We start from the raw sequence: 19,454 nt of genomic DNA on the forward strand, positions 1-19,454 counted from the left end.
ACTCCGGCAATGGGCTATACTTCCTGCGATAAAATCAGCACCGCGTAGGGGGCCAGCCCAATGCTGCCGTTCCACGCATAGCCGTCGCGTTCGCCAGGTTGGGCTTCCATGCCAAAGCTGTCAAAATCGCCAAAATCACCGTCATAGCCGCGCCAGTCGCTGTTGAAGCGCACCTTCCAGTGCCCGGGGCCGGGCAGGCCGATGGTGTAGGCGTCGTGGGCGTGGTTGGCGAAGTTGGCTACTACGATGGTGGTGTCCTGGGGGCCGCTGTTGCCATCGGCCCAGCGGGCAAAGGCCACCAGCTTGGCGTTGTCGTTGATGTGGAACACGTGGGTGTGCTGCCCGCTCAGGCCCCGCGTTTGCCCGCCCACATTGCGCCGCAGCCCAATCAGGTCGCGGTAGAGGTGCACGAGGCCGGCGCGGGCCTCCACATCGGCCCACTCCAAGGGCTCGGCGTCGTTGAACGCCCCGAGGGCCAGAAATTCCTGTCCCTGAAACAGCATGGGGATGCCGGGCGCCGTGAGCACCAGCGCCGCGCCCAATACCGTGCGCTTCTTGGAGAAGTAGCTGTCGGCCGCGCCGGGCATAATTTCTTCGGCCACGCGGCTTTTGCCGTTGGCGACTTCGTCGTGACTTTCGGTGTAGATGACCCGCCGAAAGGCGTCGTCGTTGTACGACTCCGAAATGGCGCCCGCCACGGCATGCATGTTGCGGTCAGCATCGTGGTGGGCCGTGAGGGCCTCCACAATGGGGTATACGAACGAGCTGTCCCACTGCGAATCAAAGCCCTGACCGCCGCTTTCCACCGATTCGGTGATTTTGCAATTGCCGCGCATGTCCTCGGCAATGGTGATTTTCCAGGGCATGGTCTGGTCGATTTCCTCGTTTATCCAGCGCATCAGGCTCCAGCCGTCGGGCAGGTCGTGGTCGGGGTGTTCTTCACCGTGCACGTTGCGGATGAAGGCAATGGCATCGGCCCGCAGGCCGTCCACGCGGTAGTCGTGCAGCCACATCAGGGCATTGTCGCGGATGTACTGGCGCACCTCCGGGCGGCCGTAGTCGGGGCGGTTGTCGCCCCAGGGAGTCTCGGCGCGCCAGTCGTTGTAAAAATAGATGCCGCCGCCGTCGTTCTCGCTCCAGCCGTCGAATTTCCACAGGTCCAGGTCGCCGGGGCCGAAGTGGTTGTACACCACGTCAAGCACCACGGCAATGCCGTGCTCGTGGGCTTTTTTCACCATTTCCTTGAAGGCCACGGGCCCGCCGTAGTCGCTTTCGAGGGCAAACGGGCAGGCCGGGTTGTAGCCCCACGAACGGCTGCCCGGAAACTCGGTGGCCGGCAGCAATTCAATGCAATTAATGCCCAAATCGCGCAGGTACGGCAGCTTTTCGGCCACGCTCAGGAACGTGCCCACGCGGTGCTCATCGGGCGCGTTAAAGGTGCCCACGTGCAGCTCGTATATCACAAGCTCGTTCCAGGCGGGCATTTGGAAGTTGTCATTGCCCCAGTCAAAATGCGGGTCGTGCACCACCGAGGAGCCGGCGGAGTTGGTCATCTGCCGCGCGTAGGGGTCGTTGCGGTCAAAAGAGTTGCCCTGGCTGGTGAGGTGGTATTTGTATTCGGCGCCGGGCTGGACATTTTCCACGTCGGTGGCCCAGTAGCCGTCGCCCTCGCGTTGCAGCGGGTGTTGGGTGGCCGTCCAGTCGTTGAAGGAGCCGATAACCGCTACCGCCTCGGCGTGGGGTGCCCATACTCGGAAGGTGGTGCCCGCGGCGTGGGGCACGGCGCCCATGCCCGGCTGCAAGTTGCCAGTGGCCAGCGGGGGCGCTTTTTTCGAAGGGATTTTGGGGGAAATTTTGGGCGCGGCTGTGGCGCGGCCCGCGGCGGAAGCAGGAGCGAGGGGCATTAATGAGAAGAGTGACCACGGCCCGGGCAGCCGAAAATGCGGCCGATGCTGGACAGTAGGGAACTGGGCAATACGGAAATGGGCAGATTTTGGCCATAAGTGGCCCCAACCAAGCCGCACTGGGTGCTACGCGGCGGGCCCTGCTCATGCCTAGTGTGCCAGGGTCACATTTTTTGTCGACTTTCGGGCATGAATGCTGCCAGCCCCCCGCCCGAATCGCCGGACCGCACCACGCTATTTCACCGCCGCCACCTGCGCCGCCAGGTCGCCAAATCGGTTGGCCACATCGGGCCGGCTATTGTATTTGTGCTCGCCGTGGTGCCCGTTTTGTCGGGCGCCGAAGCATTCACTGCGCTGGTGGGCCTGGAGGTAGTGGTGGGCGTAGTTTACCTAACGCTCATGGTGCGCGAGCTGCGGAACCTGCGCCATAATCCATTCCACAGCGAGCGGGTGGCGTGGCTGGAACTGGCCGCCGCCGCCATTCTGCTCATCGAAAGCTACCACATCTGGCACCGCCACCACGCGGCCGAGCTGGCGGGTGCCCCGGCCCGGTTTCACGCCCTGCCGTGGGTATATGCGTTGGTTGCGGTTGCCTATATCGTGCTGGCCTTCCGCATGCGGCAGCTCACCGGGCGCACGTTTTTGCACTTGCACGCCGATGGGTTTGCGGTGCGCACGGGCCGTTTCGGCAAAGAGCACAACCTGCGCTGGGCCGACATTGCCAGCGCCGACCCCGAAGGCAGCACCGGCGTGGTGGTGCGCCGCACCGATGGCCAGGAGCACCGCATTGTGTTCGACAGCCTGCACGAAGGCACCGTGCACCGCGACCGCCTGCTGGCCCACCTGCGAAAATCAATCAGCCGGTAGCCATGAGCTAGTTAGCCACCCGCAGCCCCTCTCTTACCGAAAATTTGCGGTCGGCGTGAGCAAATTGCGCCCTGCGGTTGTTAACCGCTCACCGAAAACAGCTCCCTGAAAAGAAGAATGCGCCGTCCCAAACCCGTTATTTTTGGCCTTTATGGCTGGTCGCCCGATTATGGCTTCCGATACATTCACCCCGCCAACCGCCGGTCGTTTGAGCTGCTGGAGCCAGTGGGCAAGCTGTTTGAGAAAATCAGCGAAGACGAGGACGGCGAGTGGGTGACCATTCGCTACGACGAGCAGCAGTTTCTGGTGAAGCCCGAGCTGTTCAAGGAAATCTACCACAAGCCCAAGTTCAGCTTCGGCGACTCGGTGGAGGAGGTGACGCCCGAGCCGGGCCAGTACCGGCATTTCGGCCTTGTCTCCGACGTGTTCTGGGACGAGAGCACCGACACGGCCACTTTCCAAATCGTGGAGCGCAAGCGCAAGCTGCCGAAGGTGTTCAAAGCCGCCGAACTGCGGGCGGATTAGCAGCCAGCGCTGAGTAAAACAAAAGGTCGTCATGCAGAGCGCAGCGAAGCATCTCGTGTGCAATGGTGACTCATTTGATTGGGTTGGTGGTGGCCCGCGAGATGCTTGGCTGCGCTCTGCATGACGGGTCGGATTACGTCAAATTTCAGGTTTACAGCCCCACCCAAATGCCGCCCACCACGCTGGCAATCCCGAGCAAAACCAAAATTCCATACAGCGGCCACACAAACTTGAGCCAGTGCTCAAACCGTACGCCGCAGGCTGCCAGCATGGCCATGAGCGTGCCGTTGGTGGGCGTGATGAGCTCGCAGAGGCCGGCGCCGTACTGAAACGCCAGCACCATCACCTGGCGCGAAAGGCCGATGAGGTCCGACAGCGGCGTGAGCAGCGGCATGGTGAGCGTGGCTTGTCCGCTGCCGCTGGGCACTGGCACGTGCAGGGCGGTTTGCACGGCCATCATGCCCAGGGCGGCGAAGGTGACGGGCAAGTGCGCCAGCGGCGAAGCTAGCCCGTTCACAATGGTATCCACGATGTTGCCCTGCTCCAGCACCACGAAAATGGCGCGGGCAAACCCAATCAGAATGGCCGAAAACGCAATGTCGCGGAAGCCTTGCACGAAGCCTTCGGCGGTGCCGGTGGCGCCCAGGCCACCCAGCAAGCCGGCGCTCACGCCCAGCACAAAAAATAGCGCTGACATCTGTTCGAAGTCCCAGCCCAGCTTCAGCACCCCGTAGGCAAACACGGCAAACGTGACGAGCAGCAACAGCAGCACCAGCCCGTGGCGCCCGGCCCCACGTTGGTCGGCCACTACTTCCTCCGCGGTGATTTCGGGCTGCACGCGGTGGCGCGTGGCGTAGCGCATGGTGCCGATAATCCAGATGGTGACGGCCACGGCCAGAAAGCCCAGCCGCCACCCGCCGCCCGAAAGCAACGGCAGCTGCGCCAGTTTCTGGGCAATGCCCACCTGAAACGGGTTGATGGGGCTGAACGAAGCGCCCACAAAGGCCGCGCCGGCACTGGCGGCCACGGCTGTGAGAGTGGGGTAGCCCAATCGTCGCATCAGCACCAGCAGCACCGGCACCAGCGGGATGATTTCCTCGCCCATGTTTTCCAAGGCGCCCATAGTGGCAAACAGCAGGCACACCAACGGGATAACCACTACTTCGCGGCCGTGCGCTTTGACGAGCAGCCAGTCCACGCCGTGGCGCAGGGCCCCGGTTTGGTCTACCACCGTGAAGGCGCCGCCGGCCAGGAAAATGAGGAACACCACCGCCGCCGCGTCAGCCAGGCCTTTGGGAATGTCGACCAGCATATCGAGCGGGCCCACGGGCGTGGCGGGCACGCGGTGGTAGGAGCCGGCCACCACCACGTCGCGGCCGGTAGCGGGGTCTTTCTGGCGGTCGAAGCGGCCAGCGGGCAGCACGTAGCTCAGCGCGGCCGCCAACATGATAAAGCCCACCAGCAGCACCAGGGGGTGGGGAAAGCGAAAGGTGTTCATGGCACAAAGTAGGGCGGCTGCGCACGAACTTTGCAAAAAAGCGGTTGCGCCCCCATGACCATCGCCGACTTCAAAGCCCTGCACCAACGCCGCCAGGCCGAGCACCTTGCCCGGCACGGCCACCGCTTGGCCGCGCGCCAGGAAGACAGCTTCGACCTGACGCTGTTCGCAGTAGAGGGATTTTATGCGGAAGTATGGCGCAGCCGCGGCGAGGAGGATATCCTATTCATTCACGTGTTTCAGAAGCCCGCCGGGCTGGGGGATTATCTCAAGCTGGTGCAATTGCCGCGCAATCTGTAAGGTCCTTGCGCCGCTCCTGATACCTTTGCTGCGGGCCTTTTTCGTTGCGAATGCGCATTGTCTTCCTGCTTCTACTGCTGCTCTTTAACCTGGCTACCTCGGCTGCCGCGCAGTCTACCGCCGTGCCGCGCACCCCCGCGGACTTCGGCTACCGCCAACTGGTGGTGATGTTTGGGAAAGACAGCGTGAATGTGCTGGTACTTTCGCCGAAAGGCCGGGAGCAGGCAAAAATGCCGCTTTTGCTCTGGGTGCAAGGCTCATTGCCGACACCCTTAATTATGTACGACCAGCATGGGGCTTACCCCGTGTTTCCTTTTCGACCAGACCTGAGCGCTGCAAGGTGTCACTTCGCGATTATCAGCAAACCCGGGGTTGCCCTGGTCGCCAACGTGCAAGGCGTGAACCCCAACCGGGTATTTGCTGAGAAAACGCCGCCGCTTTATTACTGCCAGCGCAACTACCTCGATTACTACGTCCGGCGCAACGTAGCCGTATTGCGCTACCTCAAAAAGCAGCCGTGGGTTGATGCCAGTCAAGTCATCGTGGGTGGTCATTCGGAGGGCAGTACCGTGGCCGCGCACCTCGCCGCGGTGCCCGGCCTGGTGAGTCGGGCTGTGTATTTGAGCGGCAACCCGCTGGGGCGGATGCATTCCAACCTCGTTGAGGCACGCCAAGAACAAGCGGCCGGCGACACGGCCGCGGTGCCGCAGATGTTCCGCTACTGGCACGACGTGCTGACCGACCCGGCGCGCGCCGACTGTGCTCCCGGCGATAACAACCGCACCACCATGAGCTTCTCGGCGGCCCCATTGCCGGTATTGCTCCGCGCCAAGGTGCCGGTCTTTGTGGGGTTCGGCACCCGCGACCGGGGCGTGGCCGGCGACGACTACCTGCGCCTGGAAGCCCAGCGCCTGCGCAACACCAACTTGATTTTCCGTGAGTATCCGGGCCGGGAGCACAATTTTTTCGGGTACAAAGACGGGAAGGTGAACTACGATGACTTCTACTGGGACAAGGTGGGGGCCGACTTTTTGCGCTGGGCTGGCCTAATAAAGTAGCCCCAGTTGCCGACAACAGGTTGATATATGCGTAAAGCGCTATGCGTTTGCCATGACTACCTTGCCGCGCATGAAACACCGATTGCCGCTGGCGTTTGCCCTGCTCAAATTCATTTCCGGCTACTTCCTCATCAGCCCGGCTTATGAGCTGCAGCGCGACGAATACCTCTACCTCAACCAGGGCCAGCACCTGGCCTGGGGCTACCTGGAGGTGCCGCCGCTCATTGCCGCGCAGGGTTGGGTGAGCCTGCTGCTGGGCGGCGGCGAGGGCTGGGTGAAATTATGGCCTTTTCTCTGGGGCGCGGCCACGGTGTACTTGGTGGTGCGGCTGGCCGGCCGGCTCGGGGGCGGCTGGTTCGCACAAGCGCTGGCGGGCATCTGCTACCTGTGCACGGCCTTTGCGCGGCTGAACCTGCTGTTTCAGCCCAATTCTTTCGAGGTTCTGGGGTTTGTGGCTTGCCTGTACTGGCTGGTGTGCTTTTTTCAGGAGGCGCGGCCGCGCCACTTGTACCTGCTGGGCATGGGGCTGGGCTTGGGCTTGCTGAATAAGTACACCACGCTGTTTTTCATTGCGGCGCTGGGCGGCGCGCTGCTGCTCACGCCCGCGCGCCGGCTGCTGGCCAACCGCCACTTTTGGGGTGCGGCGGGGCTGGGGCTGCTGGTGTGGCTGCCGAATGTGATTTGGCAAATCCGCCACGGCATCCCGTTTCTGCACCACATGGCCCTGCTCAAGGAAAGCCAGCTGGTGCACGTGGAGGCGGCCGATTTTTGGAAGGCACAACTGCTGATGTGCTTCCCGGCCCTGCTGGTGTGGGTGCCGGGGCTGCTGGCGGTATTGTTGGCGCGTTGGTTTCGGCCATACCGGGCTGTGGGGCTGGTGGTGGTGCTGGGCGTGGGGCTGCTGGCCGCGCTGCACGGCAAGGATTATTACACCCTAGGCTACTACCCGGTGCTGTTTGCGTTTGGGGCCGTGTGGTGGGAAACGCGGCTGGCCGATTTTCGATGGAAGAACCTGGCGCAGCCTGTGCTGTTGGCCGTGCCGCTGGGTTTCCACCTGGCTTTTTTGCCCTTGGTGTACCCCCTGCGCAGCCCGGCTACCATGGCCGCCCTGCGTCCCAAGTACGAAAGCCTGGGCGTGTACCGCTGGGAAGACGGCCAGCAGCACCGCCTGCCCCAGGACTACGCCGACATGCTGGGCTGGCGCGAAATGGCCGACAAAACCTGGGCCGCCTACCGCAGCCTGCCCGATTCGGTGCGCGCCCAGACGCTCATTCATTGCGCCAACTACGGCCAAGCCAGCGCCATCAACTACTACAACCGCCACCGCGCCTTGCCCATCGCAAACAGCCTCAACGGCAGCTTCCTGTTTTGGTACCCGCTGCTGAACCAGTGCCAGGCCATCATTATTGTTGACGACGAGCCCGATGACGCATTGGTTGCGCATTTTGCCGCCTACCGCCGCTTCGGCACCGTCACCGACCCCTACGCCCGGGAGCAGGGCACGCACATCACCCTCGGCCTGCAGCCCGATAGCGCCGTGCTCAACCTGGTGCGCCGCGAATGGCGCACGGCGCTGGCTTCGTGGGAGGGAAGAAGCCGCTAAGCTCACCTACGGCACGCTACAGCCGGCTGACGGCGGCTTGAAACGGAAAAGCTTGCAGCGCCTCCCACGGCCCGTTGCGATACGCCCACAGCTGCAGCCCGGTGCCCACGGCGCAAAAGGGAGCAAAATCGGCTTGAAGCTGGGCCAGCAGTTGGCGGGCCACTGTAGGCTCTACCTTGTTTTGGACCGTGACGTGGGGCTGGAGTTTTTGCTGGTCTTGCGGCGTGAGGTGGGCGGCGAAGGCCTGTTGCAGCTGGCGGTGCAGAGCCCGCAAGTCGTCGTTTTCCAGCGTAAAGGCCACGCCCCGGCCCAGGGAGCGCAGCCCCTCAACTTTGAGTGGCAACTCGCATTGCATCAAGCTGTAGCTGCGCAACTGCTCGCACACGGTCGCCAATTCGTTGCCAGGCAAGTGATGGAAGAGAGTAAGATGCGCGGCCAGATAATTGATTTTGGGCGGAAAATGCTGGCGCCGCAGGGCGTTGAAGTAGGTTTGGGCCGCATCATCTAGTGTGAGGGTAAGGATGAGCGGGGCAGCAGCGGGGTAGGACATGGGCAAAAAGAAATCGACGCATTCGGAATTACGAAAAGCAGCACACTTTCGCTGCTTTAAGCTGTGCCAAGCCGGCGAAATAGAGTAGGTGATTGATTCCGCATATACTGCCAAAGTCGGGGCGTTAAAGCGCTTTTAAGGGCTTGTTTTCGGATGAAAAGAGTTGGTAAAATATCCGTCGCCAACTCGTTTTTATGCTCACTTCCGCGCACCCGGTACGCCGCCAAAAACATTTGGGTCATCGTGAAGGCTCCCGCCGAGGAAGGCCACACCGAGAAGCGCAACAAGTTGGAGTCCTCAAATAAGGGTACCAGCCCGACCTGATGAATGCCAGGAAGGCATGGTTTTACGCCGAGCGGCTGCGCCGCTTCCCGGACGTATCCGTGTAGTACTTGGACGTAATGAGGAGAGTGAGAACGGGAGTTGAACGTAATTTGCCGGCCCACCTGCTCTCTGCTCAATGTCCGACTTTGCTCCGTATTCGCTGCTCATTCAACACGCCGCGCAAGTTCTGACGCTGGCTGGCGGCCCTGCCGACCAGCTGTTGGCCGGTGCTGCCCAAAGCAGCTGGACCATTATCGAGCACGGCTATGTGGCCTGCGTAGCCGATAAAATCGTAGCCGTAGGCCCGATGAGTGAGCTGAATCCGGCCCATATCGGCCCCAAAACGCGCCTTATCGACGCTTCGGGCTGCGTGGTGATGCCCGGGCTGGTGGAGTGCCACACGCACCTCGTGTTCGGCGGCAACCGGGCCGATGAGTTTGAGCGCAAGCTGCGGGGCGAAACGTACCTGGACATCCTGGCCAGCGGCGGCGGCATCTTGAGCACGGTGCGGGCCACGCGCGCCGCTTCCGAGGCCGACTTGTTGGCCAACGCCCTGCACCACCTCGACGGGTTTCGCCGCTACGGCGTGACCACCCTGGAGGCGAAAAGCGGCTACGGCCTCGACCGCGACACCGAGCTGCGGCTGGTGCGGGTGGCCCGCGCAGCCGGCCAGCAGCAGCCGGTGCGGGTGGTGCCCACGTTTCTGGGCGCGCACGTGGTTCCGCCCGAATTCAAAGAAGCAGGGCCGCAGGCTTACGTCGATTTTTTGCTGCGCGAAGTGCTGTCGGACCTCAAAGGGGAGGCGGCGTTTGTCGATATTTTCTGCGAGGAAGGCGCTTTTCCGTTGGACGTTGCGCAGTATTACCTGGAGCAGGCCCACAAAATGGGTTTCGGCCTGAAGATTCACGCCGAGCAGCTGCACGACCTGGGCGGCTGCGAGATGGCCGCCGCGCTGGGCGCCACCAGCGTGGACCATTGCGACTACCTCACGCCCGCCGCCGCCTCCCGCATTGCCCGCCAAACCCAGGGGCGCACGGTGGCAGTGCTGCTGCCGTTGGTGCCGCTGTTTCTGCGACAGCAGCAGTTTGCCGCCGGCCGCGAGTTCATCGACAGCGGCCTGCCCGTGGCCCTGAGCACGGATTTCAACCCCGGCTCGTGCCCCAGCAAAAACCTCTGGCTGGCCGTATCAGTGGCTTGTCTGAAAATGGGCCTTCATCCCAAAGAGGCCGTGGCTGCCGTCACGCTAAACGCCGCCTGGGCCATTGCCCAGCAGCACGACTGTGGCAGCCTAGAGCCCGGCAAGCGCGCCGATGTGCTAGTGCTGAACGTAGGTAGCGTGGCCGAAATCCCGTATTGGCTCGGCGAAAACCCGGTGCGGGAGGTGATTATCAGCGGGGAAATTCAACAGGGCTAAACCTGAACCAATTAAAAATAAAGGCCATTCCGAGGTGTCGGAATGGCCTTTTGCGTGTGGAGCGCGGGCGTTTACAGCTGGCGAATGCGTTGGATGATTTCGGCGGAGCTCAGTGCTTGCAATGTAGGCGTTAAGACGCTGGTAGCCCGAACGGTGAAGCGCTCTGTGCCATAATAAAGTTGGCCGCCGCGCTCCTGCAGCACCACGGCCACCATGTCGGCGCCAATGGGCAGGTTGCAAATCCAGCGGGTAGCAGCCGAATTATAGCCAATCGCCAGCCCATTAAAGCCTACAGGACGGAAGTAAACCCGTGTTACCGTTGATGCCGAGCTGGTGGTGACTTCTGTTTCAACGATGGCTGTGCCGCGGCTCTGGTAAGCATACCAAAATTGGTCGATATTCCATCTGCTGATAGAATCCAGCGGCAAAGCGGCCGAATAATAGCCGGCAGTTGACGGCACCGTCCCCCCAACTAACTGCCAGGCTAAGGTATCACGCCCTGCGCCCGCAGCTTGGCCACGAGTGGTAAAGGGCATATTCCAAAGCAGCATTCGGGTCGTATCTAGGCCAGCGGTGGGAACCGGCGACATGAGCGTGAGCCGCTGCGCTACGCCGGATACGTTGCTGGCCATGCGTAGACGATTGCTGCCCTGCCACACCTGAATATCAAATTCGCCGCCCGATATTAACATCTGGCCGTAATTGGACATGGTGGGGATGTTGGCCAGCAGCATGTCGGGCACGGTGTAGATTTCGCGCATTCGCAGCGTGGCCTGGCCCGTGGCCAAGCTGCCATTGGGTGCAAGAAAGGCATTGGCCCCGAAGGCCACGGTGGCCCCGCCGCTGGTGCGCAGGCTCTGGGCCTGGCCCAGGTCAAAAGCAAACGTTTGGACCGGTGGCGCGGCGGCCCGCAAGTCAGAGAAAATAGTGGAGACGGGTGATACTGCGCACACAATGACATCGTCTTTGCGGCAACCGGCCAGAAGGGCCACGCCCAGGCATACTAATGCGAAATGCTTCATCAGTTGGAAGAATTTGGGGTGAGAAGAAAGCAGGCAGCATTGCTGCCGGTCAGAATCCTTCAGCCGCTGGCCAGCCAACTGTCGGATTTTAACGTCAGGTTTTTAGGGCAGATTGAGCGAAACGCCCAGCAGCGCCGTGGCCCCGAGGGGACGCCGCGGATAATACCCCGACCGGACCGAGGTGAGCGGCGTGAGAAAGTAGGTGGCCGTGGGCTGGGCCACCAGTTCCCATTGGCCGGTGAGTTGGTAGCGGAAATCGGCCCCCAGGCTCGTGCCTAAGCTGAAGCGGCGGTAAGGGCTGCCCGAAAAGCCCCAGTTTTGGGTGGTGCAGGCGCAGCTACTGCCTTCGGTACTGTTGCCGCCCACGTACAGGGCCGCATCAACTCCGGCTACCAGGCCCACGCGCCAGCGGCCCGTGGGCGCCCACCCGTAGCCCACCCGCAGGGGAACGGTGGCAAACCGATAGGTGTCGCGCCGGCGGAAGCTGGTGCCAGTAGAGTCAATAGAGTTGGGAATGGTGGAGCTAAAATTGTTGGAATAAACTTGCTTGATGACCAGCCGGGTGGCGTATTCCGAGTAACCCAGGCCCGCGCTAACATTCCAGTTCTTGGTGAGCGTGTGGCGCACCGTCACTTGGGCGCCGCTGCCCAGGGCCGGGCGTTCCAAGTCTGCCACGCCGCTAGCATTGCGGCCTACCGCAACTAATTGGCCGCGCACTGGTAGAGGAGCCGGTAACGGCGACGGCGCTTTGGTCTGCGCCCCGGCTGCTAGCTGCCGGTAGGTGAGGGCCGGGCCAGCCAGTACCTGCACGGCCCAGCGCGTCGCGATTGGAGGAACCGGGGGCTTATCGACCTCCACGGGAGTGAGCTGCAGAACCGACGAGAGGGGGGAAGTGGCTAGTTGAAGGACTGCCACGCGGGATTGCACGCTGGTTTCGGCAACTCGCTCCGATAGGGGCAGGGCCGCGTTGGCAGCTGCGGCCACGCTTGTGGCCGGTACGCCTGCCAATGCATTGATGCCGGCTGGCAACGACGGATTGGGTTTTTGGACGGACAGCGCATGGGCCGCCGTAGCAACGGTCGGGCCGGCCTTTGGCCGTTGTGATGCAGCGCGGCCGCTTGGTTGCGTGGCACTTGACGAAATCTGGTTGGGTTCAGCCGAAGGGAAAGTGGCCGCCGATTTTGGCCGCCTTGCTTGGCCGCGCAGGGTGCGGGCTGCCGATAAGCGAGTGGTGCGGTTGGCGGCCACCAACATTTCACCATTTTCCAACTCTTTGGCCCGTCGCGTTTTGCTTCGGCTGCTGGCTATCGCGCCAGCGGCTGCCGTTATAGCGCTTGGCCGAGTTGCGACGCGGGCACCGCTTACGCGGGCAGCGGCGCTAGTGGTAGCCCGGCTCGGCGCGTTGGCCACGGACGAACGAATGGCCGAAGAAGCCTTTGTCAGGTCCGGATTATTGGCTGACGAACCAAGAGGTTGAGTAGAAGGAGCAGCGGCTTTAACCGAAGCAACTGCTCGCTCTTCGGCTTGAGTAGCAGAAGTAGGCTGGTCGTAGGATTCCGTTGTTGCGGCGCCGGAAGCAGATTTTTTATTGCCCGTTGTCGCTGGCTGGTCGGTATTCACAGCGGCTATGTCCACCGCCGCTGGTTGCGAAGTGGCCGTCGTTCGGGTTGCGCGGCCCGGCTTCCACCAAAGCCAGCCCGCCCCGCCGCCCACGGTGAACAGCAAAAGCAACAGGCCCAGCGGGGCCCAGCGGCGGCGGCGGCGCCGAAGCTGGGGTTGCGCCACCGGCGGTGGCAGCTGGGCCCGAATCCCGGCCCAGAGCTGCGCAGGCGGTTCCTGGCCGTAATCGGCCAGGCGGTCGCGCAGGGCATCAAATAAGTCGTCGGGTTTGCGGTCGGTCATGGCAATTGCGGGTGATGGTGGGCCGCCAGGCGGGTTTGAAGCAGCCGACGGGCCCGCGCCAGCTGCGATTTGGAAGTGCCTTCGGCGATGCCCAGCAGCTCGCCGATTTCCTGATGAGAGTAACCCTCCACGGCGTAGAGGTTGAGCACCGTGCGGTAGCCGGGCGGGAGCGTGGCCAGCAGGGCCAACAGGTCGTCGGCCGCCAGCTGCTCCAGGGGCGAGGGCTCGGCGCTGGGCAGGTCGCCGGCCAGGTCGTCGAGGTCGGGGCCCGGGCCGGGGTGGCGCAGGCGGTGCTGCTCCACGGCATGCAGCGAGGTGGTGACGGCAATGCGCCGGGCCCACGCCTCAAACGGGCCCTGGCCCCGGTATTGGTCGAGGCGGGTGAAGATTTTGACGAAAGTGTTTTGCAGCGCGTCTTCCGCCTCGGCCCGGTTGGGGCAGTAGCGCAGGCACACGCCCATGAGCAAATAGGACAACTTTTGGTAAAGCCGGTGCTGCGCCGCCGATTCGCCGCGCCGGCAGGCCGCCAGCAACGCCTCATCGACCGGGGCAATGGTAGGCGGCATAGAAGAAAGTTAGGAAAGGCCGGCTGTACAGCACCCGCCTCGTGAAAGCCTGACCGGCGGGTAAACCCCGAAGTTGCACGGCCCCTAAATTTATTTCACAATTTGCTTTTCCAAGAAGTAACCTACTGCCCACCGCGGCGGGCTGCGCCGTATTCTTGCCGAAGCAATCCGCCAACCCCCTAAACCCCCTCCGAACTCCGTGATACGCTATTTCCACGTCGACGCCTTCGCCCAATGTCCTTTCACCGGCAATCCGGCCGGCGTGTGCCCGCTCCAAACCTGGCTGCCCGCGGAGCTGATGCAGCAGATAGCGGCCGAAAACAACCTGGCCGAAACGGCCTTTTTTGTGCCCCGGCCCAGCTCGGCTGCCGAATACGACATCCGCTGGTTCACGCCGGCCGTCGAAATCGACTTGTGCGGCCACGCCACGCTGGCCTCGGCCCACGTGCTGTTTTCCCACCTGGGCTTTGCCGGACCGGAGGTGGTTTTTCATAGCCAGAGCGGGCCGTTGCGGGTGTCGCGGGAGGCCGACGGCCGTCTGACGCTCGATTTTCCTTCGCGGCCGCCGCAGTTGCTGGCCGGGCACCCCACCGGGCTGGTTGATGGCCTGCGCGCCACGCCGCTGCAGGTGCTCGCGTCCCGCGACCTGCTGGCCGTGTTCAACTCCGAAGCCGAAGTGCGGGCCCTGAAGCCCGACTTTGCCTGCATTGCGTCCCTCGAATACGTGGGCGTGATTGCCACCGCTCCCGGCGCGGCGGCGGATGGCATTGATTTCGTTTCGCGCTTCTTTGCGCCCCGCGTGGGCGTGCCCGAAGACCCCGTTACCGGCTCGGCCCACAGCACCCTGATTCCCTATTGGGCCAACAAACTGGGCAAAAACGAGTTGCGGGCCCGCCAGATTTCGCCCCGCGGTGGGGACCTGTGGTGCCGCCTGCGCGAGGACCGGGTGGACATCAGCGGCTACGCGGTGACGTATAAGACGGGAGAAATTTTCGTGTAGTACCTACTGCGGTACTAAAATGGGCGCCGTCGGTAGTCAGGAAGGCTTTGGAGGACGGAGGGCTCAGTCGCGCCGGTACTTGGGCATGTGGATGCCAATTTCCGGGTGGTCGGGGGTGCCCACGAAAAACGGAAAGCTATTGTTCGAGACGCTGCCCTGCCCGTCGTACACGTTAACGAGCAGGCGGTAGGCGCCGCGCGCTTTGGGGGTGTGCACCACGGCGGTCAGCCCGTGGGCCTCTCGGATGGCGCTGGGAATGGCTTCGGGCGCGGTGCGGTTGTGGGGCAGGGTGTGAAACTCGTCCACGTCGCGGGTTATTTTCCATTCCACCCGCAGGGAGTCGCCGTCGGGGTCCACGGCACTCACGGAGGCTGGGTAGTCGGTATCGGGCCGGAGGGCGACGTTGTCGTAATCCCGTTTGCGGTTCACCCGCACGAAGCCGACGTTCGGGGCTTGATTGGCGGGCGTTTTATTGGTCCACAGCATCTCAATCATGTCCACCATAGGGGTTTTCTCGCCGGTTGGCGCAAACATGCTCAGCCACATATCCGTCTGCTCGAAGCGGTTGCCCCAATACAGCACGTACGAGCCCAGGCACTTCGCGCGTTTGCCTTCGATGGTGGCTTGGTAGCCGTGGCGCAAAAACGCAGCCTTCGCCGTGCCGCTCTGGTCGAGGGGGGCGTCCCAACTGGTGAGGGGCGATTCCCACCACCCGCGCCCGCCAAACTCGCCGATGATGTAAGGGCCTGTCCAGCCGGCTTCGGTCATGCGCTGGGGCTGCTCGGCTAGCTTGGTGAACACGTTGACCGTGAGGACGTCGACATCGGGGCAAAGGTGCGCAATGGCCGGCAGCGAGTACGTGCCATCGGTGATGGTGGTGGTGACGGGGTGGTTGGGGTCCAGCTTGTGAATCATCCGGGCCGTCTCGTTCACAATCTGATACACCTTGAAGTCGCCGTAGTGGTTGTCCAGCTCGTTGCCCAGGTTCCACATGAGCAGCGCCGGATGGTTTTTGAACCGTTGCACTTGCCGGTACACCTCCTGCTGCTGCTCGGCCACGGCCTTGGGGTCGTAATAGTCGAATTTTTCGTAGGGCGGCTTCATCCAGAGGCCAAACATCACCGTCAGGCCGTGGCGCTGCGCCTGGTCCATCAGCACATCGGCGTAGTTGGCCGTGTAAATGCGCACGGAGTTGCCCCCGCGCTCCCGGATGCGGTCGAAGTGCTGCACGCCGGCGGCTCCTTTTATCAGGTAGGGCTTGCCGGCGCGCTGCAGCTCGTAGCGGTTGGCGGTGCGCACCACCCGCACGGGCACCACCCCCGCCGCGGGGTGCAATGGCTCCACTGTTTCAACCACCAGTTCGGGAGCAGACCGGCACCCCACCCACAAAAAGCACAGCCATACCCAAATAATTGAGCGCAACCGGCTTCCCTTCGGAAAGCGAAAAACGGTCATGTGGTTAGTTACAGGCACTATCGTAACAGGTATAGTGGGGTTTAATTGAATTAAAGCAATTAATAAATAAATTTTAATGTGTTCGAAGGTCGTAAAAATTCTTAATCTTGCAATCCGACAACGCATTTTTATTTTGCGTTTGCAGCCTTAGGCTGGCAGGGGCCTAAAAGGGGCCGCATCACCATTGCAGAGATAAAATGCATTCATTACTAAGGATTTGTGAAAATATATATTAACTTCAATACGGCTTCAGATTGTGTTAATGAATCATCTACCCCTTTCAGTCGAAGAGCGACAGCCGGCGAATAAAGTGCTTCCACCGCCCAGGGTGCAGTTCCAGGACGCGAAAGGCACGAAGCAGATGCGCATCCTCGTGGTGATAGGGATTGCGCTGCTGGTGCAGTTCTTCTGGTGGTTTGCCGATTCTGACCACGTCGGCTATGCCCCGCTGTACTGGCTGCTGACGTTTTCTTTGTGCTACAAAATGCTGCGCATGCTGCACGAGTGGTACCACTACGTCCACGTGAAGGAGCCAATTGCGCCGGCCGTGGCGCCCGGTGCGCCCCTGCGCCAAGTGGACATGCTGACCACGGCCTGTCCCGGCGAGCCGCACGACATGATTATTCGGAGCCTGGAGGCCCTGGTGGCCGTGCGCTACCCGCACACCACCTACCTCTGCGACGAAGGCAACGACCCCGTGCTGCGCGCAGTGTGCGACCGGCTGGGCGTGGTGCACGTGACCCGGACGGAGAAAAAGAACGCCAAGGCGGGCAACATCAACAACGCGCTACGCCAGGCCACCGGCGAGTTCTGCGTGGTGCTCGACCCCGACCACGAAGTCACGCCCGATTTTCTGGACCAGGTGATGGCCTACTTCGAAGACCCCACCGTGGGTTATGTGCAGGTAGTGCAAGCTTATGGCAACCAAAAAGATAGCCTCGTGGCCCGGGGCGCCGCCGAGCAAACCTACCATTTCTACGGCCCGCTGATGATGGGCATGAACAGCTACAATACCGTGCAGGCCATCGGGGCCAACTGCACCTTTCGCCGGTTGGCGCTCGATGGCATTGGCGGGCACGCCCCTGGCCTCACCGAGGACATGCACACGGCCATGCGCCTGCACGCAGCCGGCTGGAAATCCATTTACGCCCCCGTGGTGGTGAGCCGGGGCCTGGTGCCTTCCTCGCTCGGCGCCTTCTACATGCAGCAGCTAAAATGGGCCCGCGGCACGTTCGATTTGCTGGCGCACGTGTACCCAAAGCTGTTCAAAAACTTCAGCTGGCGGCAGCGGGTGCACTATTTCACCCTGCCGCTGTACTTCTTTTCGGGAGTGGTGGCCCTGATTGACATTGCCGTGCCCGTGGCGTCGTTGCTGCTGCTGGAATTTCCGTGGCATTTGTCGCTGCCCGAGTTTGCCTTGCACATGCTGCCCGTCACGCTGGTGGGCCTGCTTATTCGCTACAACGCCCAGCAGTGGCTGCGCGAGCCCCACGAACCGGGCCTGCACCTGGCCGGCGGCTTCCTGCGGATTGCCACCTGGTGGGTGTATTCGCTGGGCCTGGTCTACACCTTTCTCAACGTGAAGGTGCCCTACATTCCAACGCCGAAAGAAGGGAAACTGAAGAACGAATGGCTCTTGTGCCTGCCCAACCTGCTGCTGGCCTTCCTGTCCATCGGGGCGGCTGCGTACAGCATGCAGGTACAAGGCATTCGGGGGCCCTACACCAAGCTGATGGCCACCCTGGCGCTCATCAACGCCTTTATTTTGCTGGTATCGGTGCTCATGGCCCAGCATGCGCTGCTCCGCGGCCTGCGTTCGCTGCTGTGGTCGGCGCGGCCGTTGCACGCCCTCAAGCAATGGGTGGAAAGCTTGCTGGCGGCAGGTGGCGGCATTATTACCCGGCGGCTGCGCACGGGCTCCGTGGCCTTTGCCACGGGGCTGGCCATTTTGCATACGCTGACCAGCGCAGGGGTCGTGCTGGTGCAGTGGCACGAGCAGGTATCGATTTCCGATGATTACATCTGGGCCCACACCGGCTTCGGGCCAATGCGCATCGGCCAGCCGGCAGCGGGGGCCGTGGCACCGCTGCCCGTGCAGGCTTCGCCGGTTTCCACCAATTGGCCCGGCATCACCTGGGACTCGTCGCCGGGGGCCACCAGCCAGCTCATCAGTTTAGAACTGCCGGCCTCGGCTTCTCCGCAGGTGCCGGTGGCAGCCATTGAGGAGATAAACCAGCGCGGCGATATTCCGGTTCTCACCTGGACGGTGCCCGAGGCGGCAACCGAGAACCGGGCGTTTCAGGAGCAAGTGCTCCGCCTCGTTGGCCACGAAAACCAGCTACTGCTGCGTCCCATTTTTCCGCCATCCCCCCCCGCAGCCCACCGCACGGCCTGGCGCAAACTGGTGAAAAGCTACCGCGACACCGGTGATACCACCGTGGTGTGGGTGTGGACGCCCCCGCGGCCTGATTCCATCTCTGCTTATTTCCCCGGTTCAGCCAACGTGACGTGGGTGGCCAGCGACTGCCGCACCGCCTCGGCCCAAACCCTGACGGCTGCTTGCTACGCGCCCTTCCGCCAGCAGGTGGCCGCCCAGATTGAGATGCAAAGCAAGCCCATTCTGCTGCTGGTGCCGCAGCCCTACACGCCCAATTCTTACCAATGGGTCAAGCAACTGGTTGGGCGATACCCGGAAGTAAAAGCCGTGTTGTTTTCGCCCGCTAGCCGCCCGCCCAGCACTGCCCAAACGGTACGCCTGCCTGGCCGCCCCGGAAGCTAAGCCGATTTTTTGGCCGGGGTCTTTTTAGTGGTGGTAGTGGCATTGAGGCGACTGGGGTTGTCGGCCAAGAACTTGCCCCAGCTTTTGCTGCCGGCCTGCACGTTGTTGCCCTTCTGGTAGTGGTGGCACAGCGCCACGGAGAGCGCATCGGTGGCGTCCAGAAACTTGCTGGCTTCCGCGATGGGCGGCAGCGTAAGGGTTTGGCGCAGCATGTGGGCCACTTGCTCCTTCGTGGCCGCCCCCGAGCCCGTAACGGCCTGCTTTACCTTGGTGGGCGCATACTCCACGTAGGGAATCTGCCGGCTGAGCGCCGCGGCAATGGCCACGCCCTGTGCCCGGCCCAGTTTCAGCATGCTCTGCACGTTGACCCCGAAAAACGGGGCCTCAATGGCCAGTTCATCGGGCAGGTACTCATCTATCAGCTCCAGCATGCGGTCAAAAATCCGCTTTAGCTTTACGGCGTGATTCGACCCCAGCGCCTTCATATTGATAACGTCGTAGCACAGCACGTCGACCCGCTGGCCGCGCACCTCAATCAGGGCGTAGCCCATAATCTGGGTGCCGGGGTCCACGCCCATGATAATCTTGGGCAGCAGCTCGACGGCGGGAGCGGGGCGGGGGCGAAGGGGAGCGGCCAAAGTGAGAGCGGGAAGGCGAACGGTGGAAGCGAAGAAATAAATACTGGAA

16 protein-coding genes are annotated in these 19,454 nt (G+C 62.4%); 8 read left to right on the plus strand and 8 right to left on the minus strand.

What is annotated here, in order from left to right; all coding sequences use genetic code 11:
- Nucleotides 1-14: 14 nt before the first annotated feature.
- On the minus strand, nucleotides 15-1,904 hold the full coding sequence (locus I2I05_RS07135; RefSeq protein WP_230688211.1) for an alpha-amylase family glycosyl hydrolase: 1,890 nt from the start codon (nucleotides 1,902-1,904) through the stop codon (nucleotides 15-17).
- A gap of 189 nt (nucleotides 1,905-2,093) precedes the next feature.
- Here I2I05_RS07135 and I2I05_RS07140 point away from each other — a divergent pair, with 189 nt between their 5' ends.
- Both I2I05_RS07140 and I2I05_RS07145 read left to right on the plus strand, forming a co-directional pair.
- Nucleotides 2,094-2,771, plus strand: coding sequence for a hypothetical protein (locus tag I2I05_RS07140; RefSeq protein WP_196281554.1), 678 nt, complete (start codon nucleotides 2,094-2,096; stop codon nucleotides 2,769-2,771).
- 117 nt (nucleotides 2,772-2,888) lie between these two features.
- Entirely contained in the window at nucleotides 2,889-3,296 is a 408-nt protein-coding gene (locus I2I05_RS07145) for a DUF6960 family protein (RefSeq protein WP_196281555.1), read from the plus strand.
- 151 nt (nucleotides 3,297-3,447) lie between these two features.
- On the opposite strand, the gene I2I05_RS07150 is transcribed toward I2I05_RS07145, so the two are convergent.
- Nucleotides 3,448-4,794 (minus strand): YfcC family protein, encoded by a 1,347-nt coding sequence (locus I2I05_RS07150; protein WP_196281556.1) that lies wholly within the window; start codon nucleotides 4,792-4,794, stop codon nucleotides 3,448-3,450.
- Between the two features lie 54 nt (nucleotides 4,795-4,848).
- Here I2I05_RS07150 and I2I05_RS07155 point away from each other — a divergent pair, with 54 nt between their 5' ends.
- The 3 genes from I2I05_RS07155 to I2I05_RS07165 all read left to right on the plus strand — a co-directional run bounded on the left by I2I05_RS07155 (nucleotide 4,849) and on the right by I2I05_RS07165 (nucleotide 7,755).
- On the plus strand, nucleotides 4,849-5,094 hold the full coding sequence (locus I2I05_RS07155; RefSeq protein WP_196281557.1) for a hypothetical protein: 246 nt from the start codon (nucleotides 4,849-4,851) through the stop codon (nucleotides 5,092-5,094).
- A gap of 50 nt (nucleotides 5,095-5,144) precedes the next feature.
- On the plus strand, nucleotides 5,145-6,152 hold the full coding sequence (locus tag I2I05_RS07160) for an alpha/beta hydrolase family protein (RefSeq protein WP_196281558.1): 1,008 nt from the start codon (nucleotides 5,145-5,147) through the stop codon (nucleotides 6,150-6,152).
- A gap of 70 nt (nucleotides 6,153-6,222) precedes the next feature.
- Nucleotides 6,223-7,755 (plus strand): glycosyltransferase family 39 protein, encoded by a 1,533-nt coding sequence (locus I2I05_RS07165; protein ID WP_196281559.1) that lies wholly within the window; start codon nucleotides 6,223-6,225, stop codon nucleotides 7,753-7,755.
- A 16-nt stretch (nucleotides 7,756-7,771) separates the two neighbouring features.
- Here the strand turns inward: I2I05_RS07165 and I2I05_RS07170 are convergent, their stop codons facing one another.
- Nucleotides 7,772-8,305 (minus strand): 2'-5' RNA ligase family protein, encoded by a 534-nt coding sequence (locus I2I05_RS07170; protein ID WP_196281560.1) that lies wholly within the window; start codon nucleotides 8,303-8,305, stop codon nucleotides 7,772-7,774.
- A 460-nt stretch (nucleotides 8,306-8,765) separates the two neighbouring features.
- Between I2I05_RS07170 and hutI the strand changes: the two genes are divergently transcribed.
- Nucleotides 8,766-10,043, plus strand: a complete 1,278-nt coding sequence (gene hutI, locus I2I05_RS07175) for an imidazolonepropionase (RefSeq protein ID WP_196281561.1) — start codon at nucleotides 8,766-8,768, stop codon at nucleotides 10,041-10,043.
- A gap of 71 nt (nucleotides 10,044-10,114) precedes the next feature.
- On the opposite strand, the gene I2I05_RS07180 is transcribed toward hutI, so the two are convergent.
- The 3 genes from I2I05_RS07180 to I2I05_RS07190 all read right to left on the minus strand — a co-directional run bounded on the left by I2I05_RS07180 (nucleotide 10,115) and on the right by I2I05_RS07190 (nucleotide 13,533).
- A complete protein-coding gene (locus I2I05_RS07180) occupies nucleotides 10,115-11,065 on the minus strand; it encodes a hypothetical protein (RefSeq protein ID WP_196281562.1) in 951 nt (316 codons plus the stop codon).
- Nucleotides 11,066-11,167: 102 nt separating this feature from the next.
- Entirely contained in the window at nucleotides 11,168-12,967 is a 1,800-nt protein-coding gene (locus tag I2I05_RS07185; RefSeq protein WP_196281563.1) for an outer membrane beta-barrel protein, read from the minus strand.
- Nucleotides 12,964-13,533, minus strand: a complete 570-nt coding sequence (locus tag I2I05_RS07190; RefSeq protein WP_196281564.1) for an RNA polymerase sigma factor — start codon at nucleotides 13,531-13,533, stop codon at nucleotides 12,964-12,966. The genes I2I05_RS07185 and I2I05_RS07190 overlap by 4 nt, the downstream gene beginning before the upstream one ends.
- A gap of 199 nt (nucleotides 13,534-13,732) precedes the next feature.
- Between I2I05_RS07190 and I2I05_RS07195 the strand changes: the two genes are divergently transcribed.
- A complete protein-coding gene (locus I2I05_RS07195) occupies nucleotides 13,733-14,533 on the plus strand; it encodes a PhzF family phenazine biosynthesis protein (RefSeq protein WP_196281565.1) in 801 nt (266 codons plus the stop codon).
- Between the two features lie 63 nt (nucleotides 14,534-14,596).
- Here I2I05_RS07195 and I2I05_RS07200 read toward each other — a convergent pair whose 3' ends face one another.
- Nucleotides 14,597-15,988: a glycoside hydrolase family 2 TIM barrel-domain containing protein gene (locus I2I05_RS07200; RefSeq protein WP_196281566.1), complete on the minus strand. Its 1,392-nt coding sequence runs from the start codon at nucleotides 15,986-15,988 to the stop codon at nucleotides 14,597-14,599.
- 262 nt (nucleotides 15,989-16,250) lie between these two features.
- On the opposite strand from I2I05_RS07200, the gene I2I05_RS07205 reads away from it, so the two are divergent.
- Nucleotides 16,251-18,767 (plus strand): glycosyltransferase family 2 protein, encoded by a 2,517-nt coding sequence (locus I2I05_RS07205; RefSeq protein ID WP_230688212.1) that lies wholly within the window; start codon nucleotides 16,251-16,253, stop codon nucleotides 18,765-18,767.
- On the opposite strand, the gene ruvC is transcribed toward I2I05_RS07205, so the two are convergent.
- Nucleotides 18,764-19,345 (minus strand): crossover junction endodeoxyribonuclease RuvC, encoded by a 582-nt coding sequence (gene ruvC, locus I2I05_RS07210; protein WP_196282021.1) that lies wholly within the window; start codon nucleotides 19,343-19,345, stop codon nucleotides 18,764-18,766. The genes I2I05_RS07205 and ruvC overlap by 4 nt on opposite strands.
- Between the last annotated feature and the right edge of the window lie 109 nt (nucleotides 19,346-19,454).

The sequence above is a fragment of the Hymenobacter jeongseonensis genome, from assembly GCF_015694725.1.
GTDB classification, from domain to species: Bacteria; Bacteroidota; Bacteroidia; order Cytophagales; family Hymenobacteraceae; genus Hymenobacter; species Hymenobacter jeongseonensis.

Bases quoted from the DNA above. Each gene is read 5' to 3' on its own strand.
- I2I05_RS07205 (WP_230688212.1), top strand. From the start codon at position 16,251: ATGAATCATCTACCCCTTTCAGTCGAAGAGCGACAGCCGGCGAATAAA.
- ruvC (WP_196282021.1), bottom strand. From the start codon at position 19,345: ATGGGCGTGGACCCCGGCACCCAGATTATGGGCTACGCCCTGATTGAG.
- I2I05_RS07185 (WP_196281563.1), bottom strand. From the start codon at position 12,967: ATGACCGACCGCAAACCCGACGACTTATTTGATGCCCTGCGCGACCGC.
- I2I05_RS07165 (WP_196281559.1), top strand. From the start codon at position 6,223: ATGAAACACCGATTGCCGCTGGCGTTTGCCCTGCTCAAATTCATTTCC.
- I2I05_RS07160 (WP_196281558.1), top strand. From the start codon at position 5,145: ATGCGCATTGTCTTCCTGCTTCTACTGCTGCTCTTTAACCTGGCTACC.
- hutI (WP_196281561.1), top strand. From the start codon at position 8,766: ATGTCCGACTTTGCTCCGTATTCGCTGCTCATTCAACACGCCGCGCAA.
- I2I05_RS07150 (WP_196281556.1), bottom strand. From the start codon at position 4,794: ATGAACACCTTTCGCTTTCCCCACCCCCTGGTGCTGCTGGTGGGCTTT.
- I2I05_RS07200 (WP_196281566.1), bottom strand. From the start codon at position 15,988: ATGACCGTTTTTCGCTTTCCGAAGGGAAGCCGGTTGCGCTCAATTATT.
- I2I05_RS07180 (WP_196281562.1), bottom strand. From the start codon at position 11,065: ATGAAGCATTTCGCATTAGTATGCCTGGGCGTGGCCCTTCTGGCCGGT.
- I2I05_RS07170 (WP_196281560.1), bottom strand. From the start codon at position 8,305: ATGTCCTACCCCGCTGCTGCCCCGCTCATCCTTACCCTCACACTAGAT.
- I2I05_RS07190 (WP_196281564.1), bottom strand. From the start codon at position 13,533: ATGCCGCCTACCATTGCCCCGGTCGATGAGGCGTTGCTGGCGGCCTGC.
- I2I05_RS07145 (WP_196281555.1), top strand. From the start codon at position 2,889: ATGCGCCGTCCCAAACCCGTTATTTTTGGCCTTTATGGCTGGTCGCCC.
- I2I05_RS07140 (WP_196281554.1), top strand. From the start codon at position 2,094: ATGAATGCTGCCAGCCCCCCGCCCGAATCGCCGGACCGCACCACGCTA.
- I2I05_RS07135 (WP_230688211.1), bottom strand. From the start codon at position 1,904: ATGCCCCTCGCTCCTGCTTCCGCCGCGGGCCGCGCCACAGCCGCGCCC.
- I2I05_RS07155 (WP_196281557.1), top strand. From the start codon at position 4,849: ATGACCATCGCCGACTTCAAAGCCCTGCACCAACGCCGCCAGGCCGAG.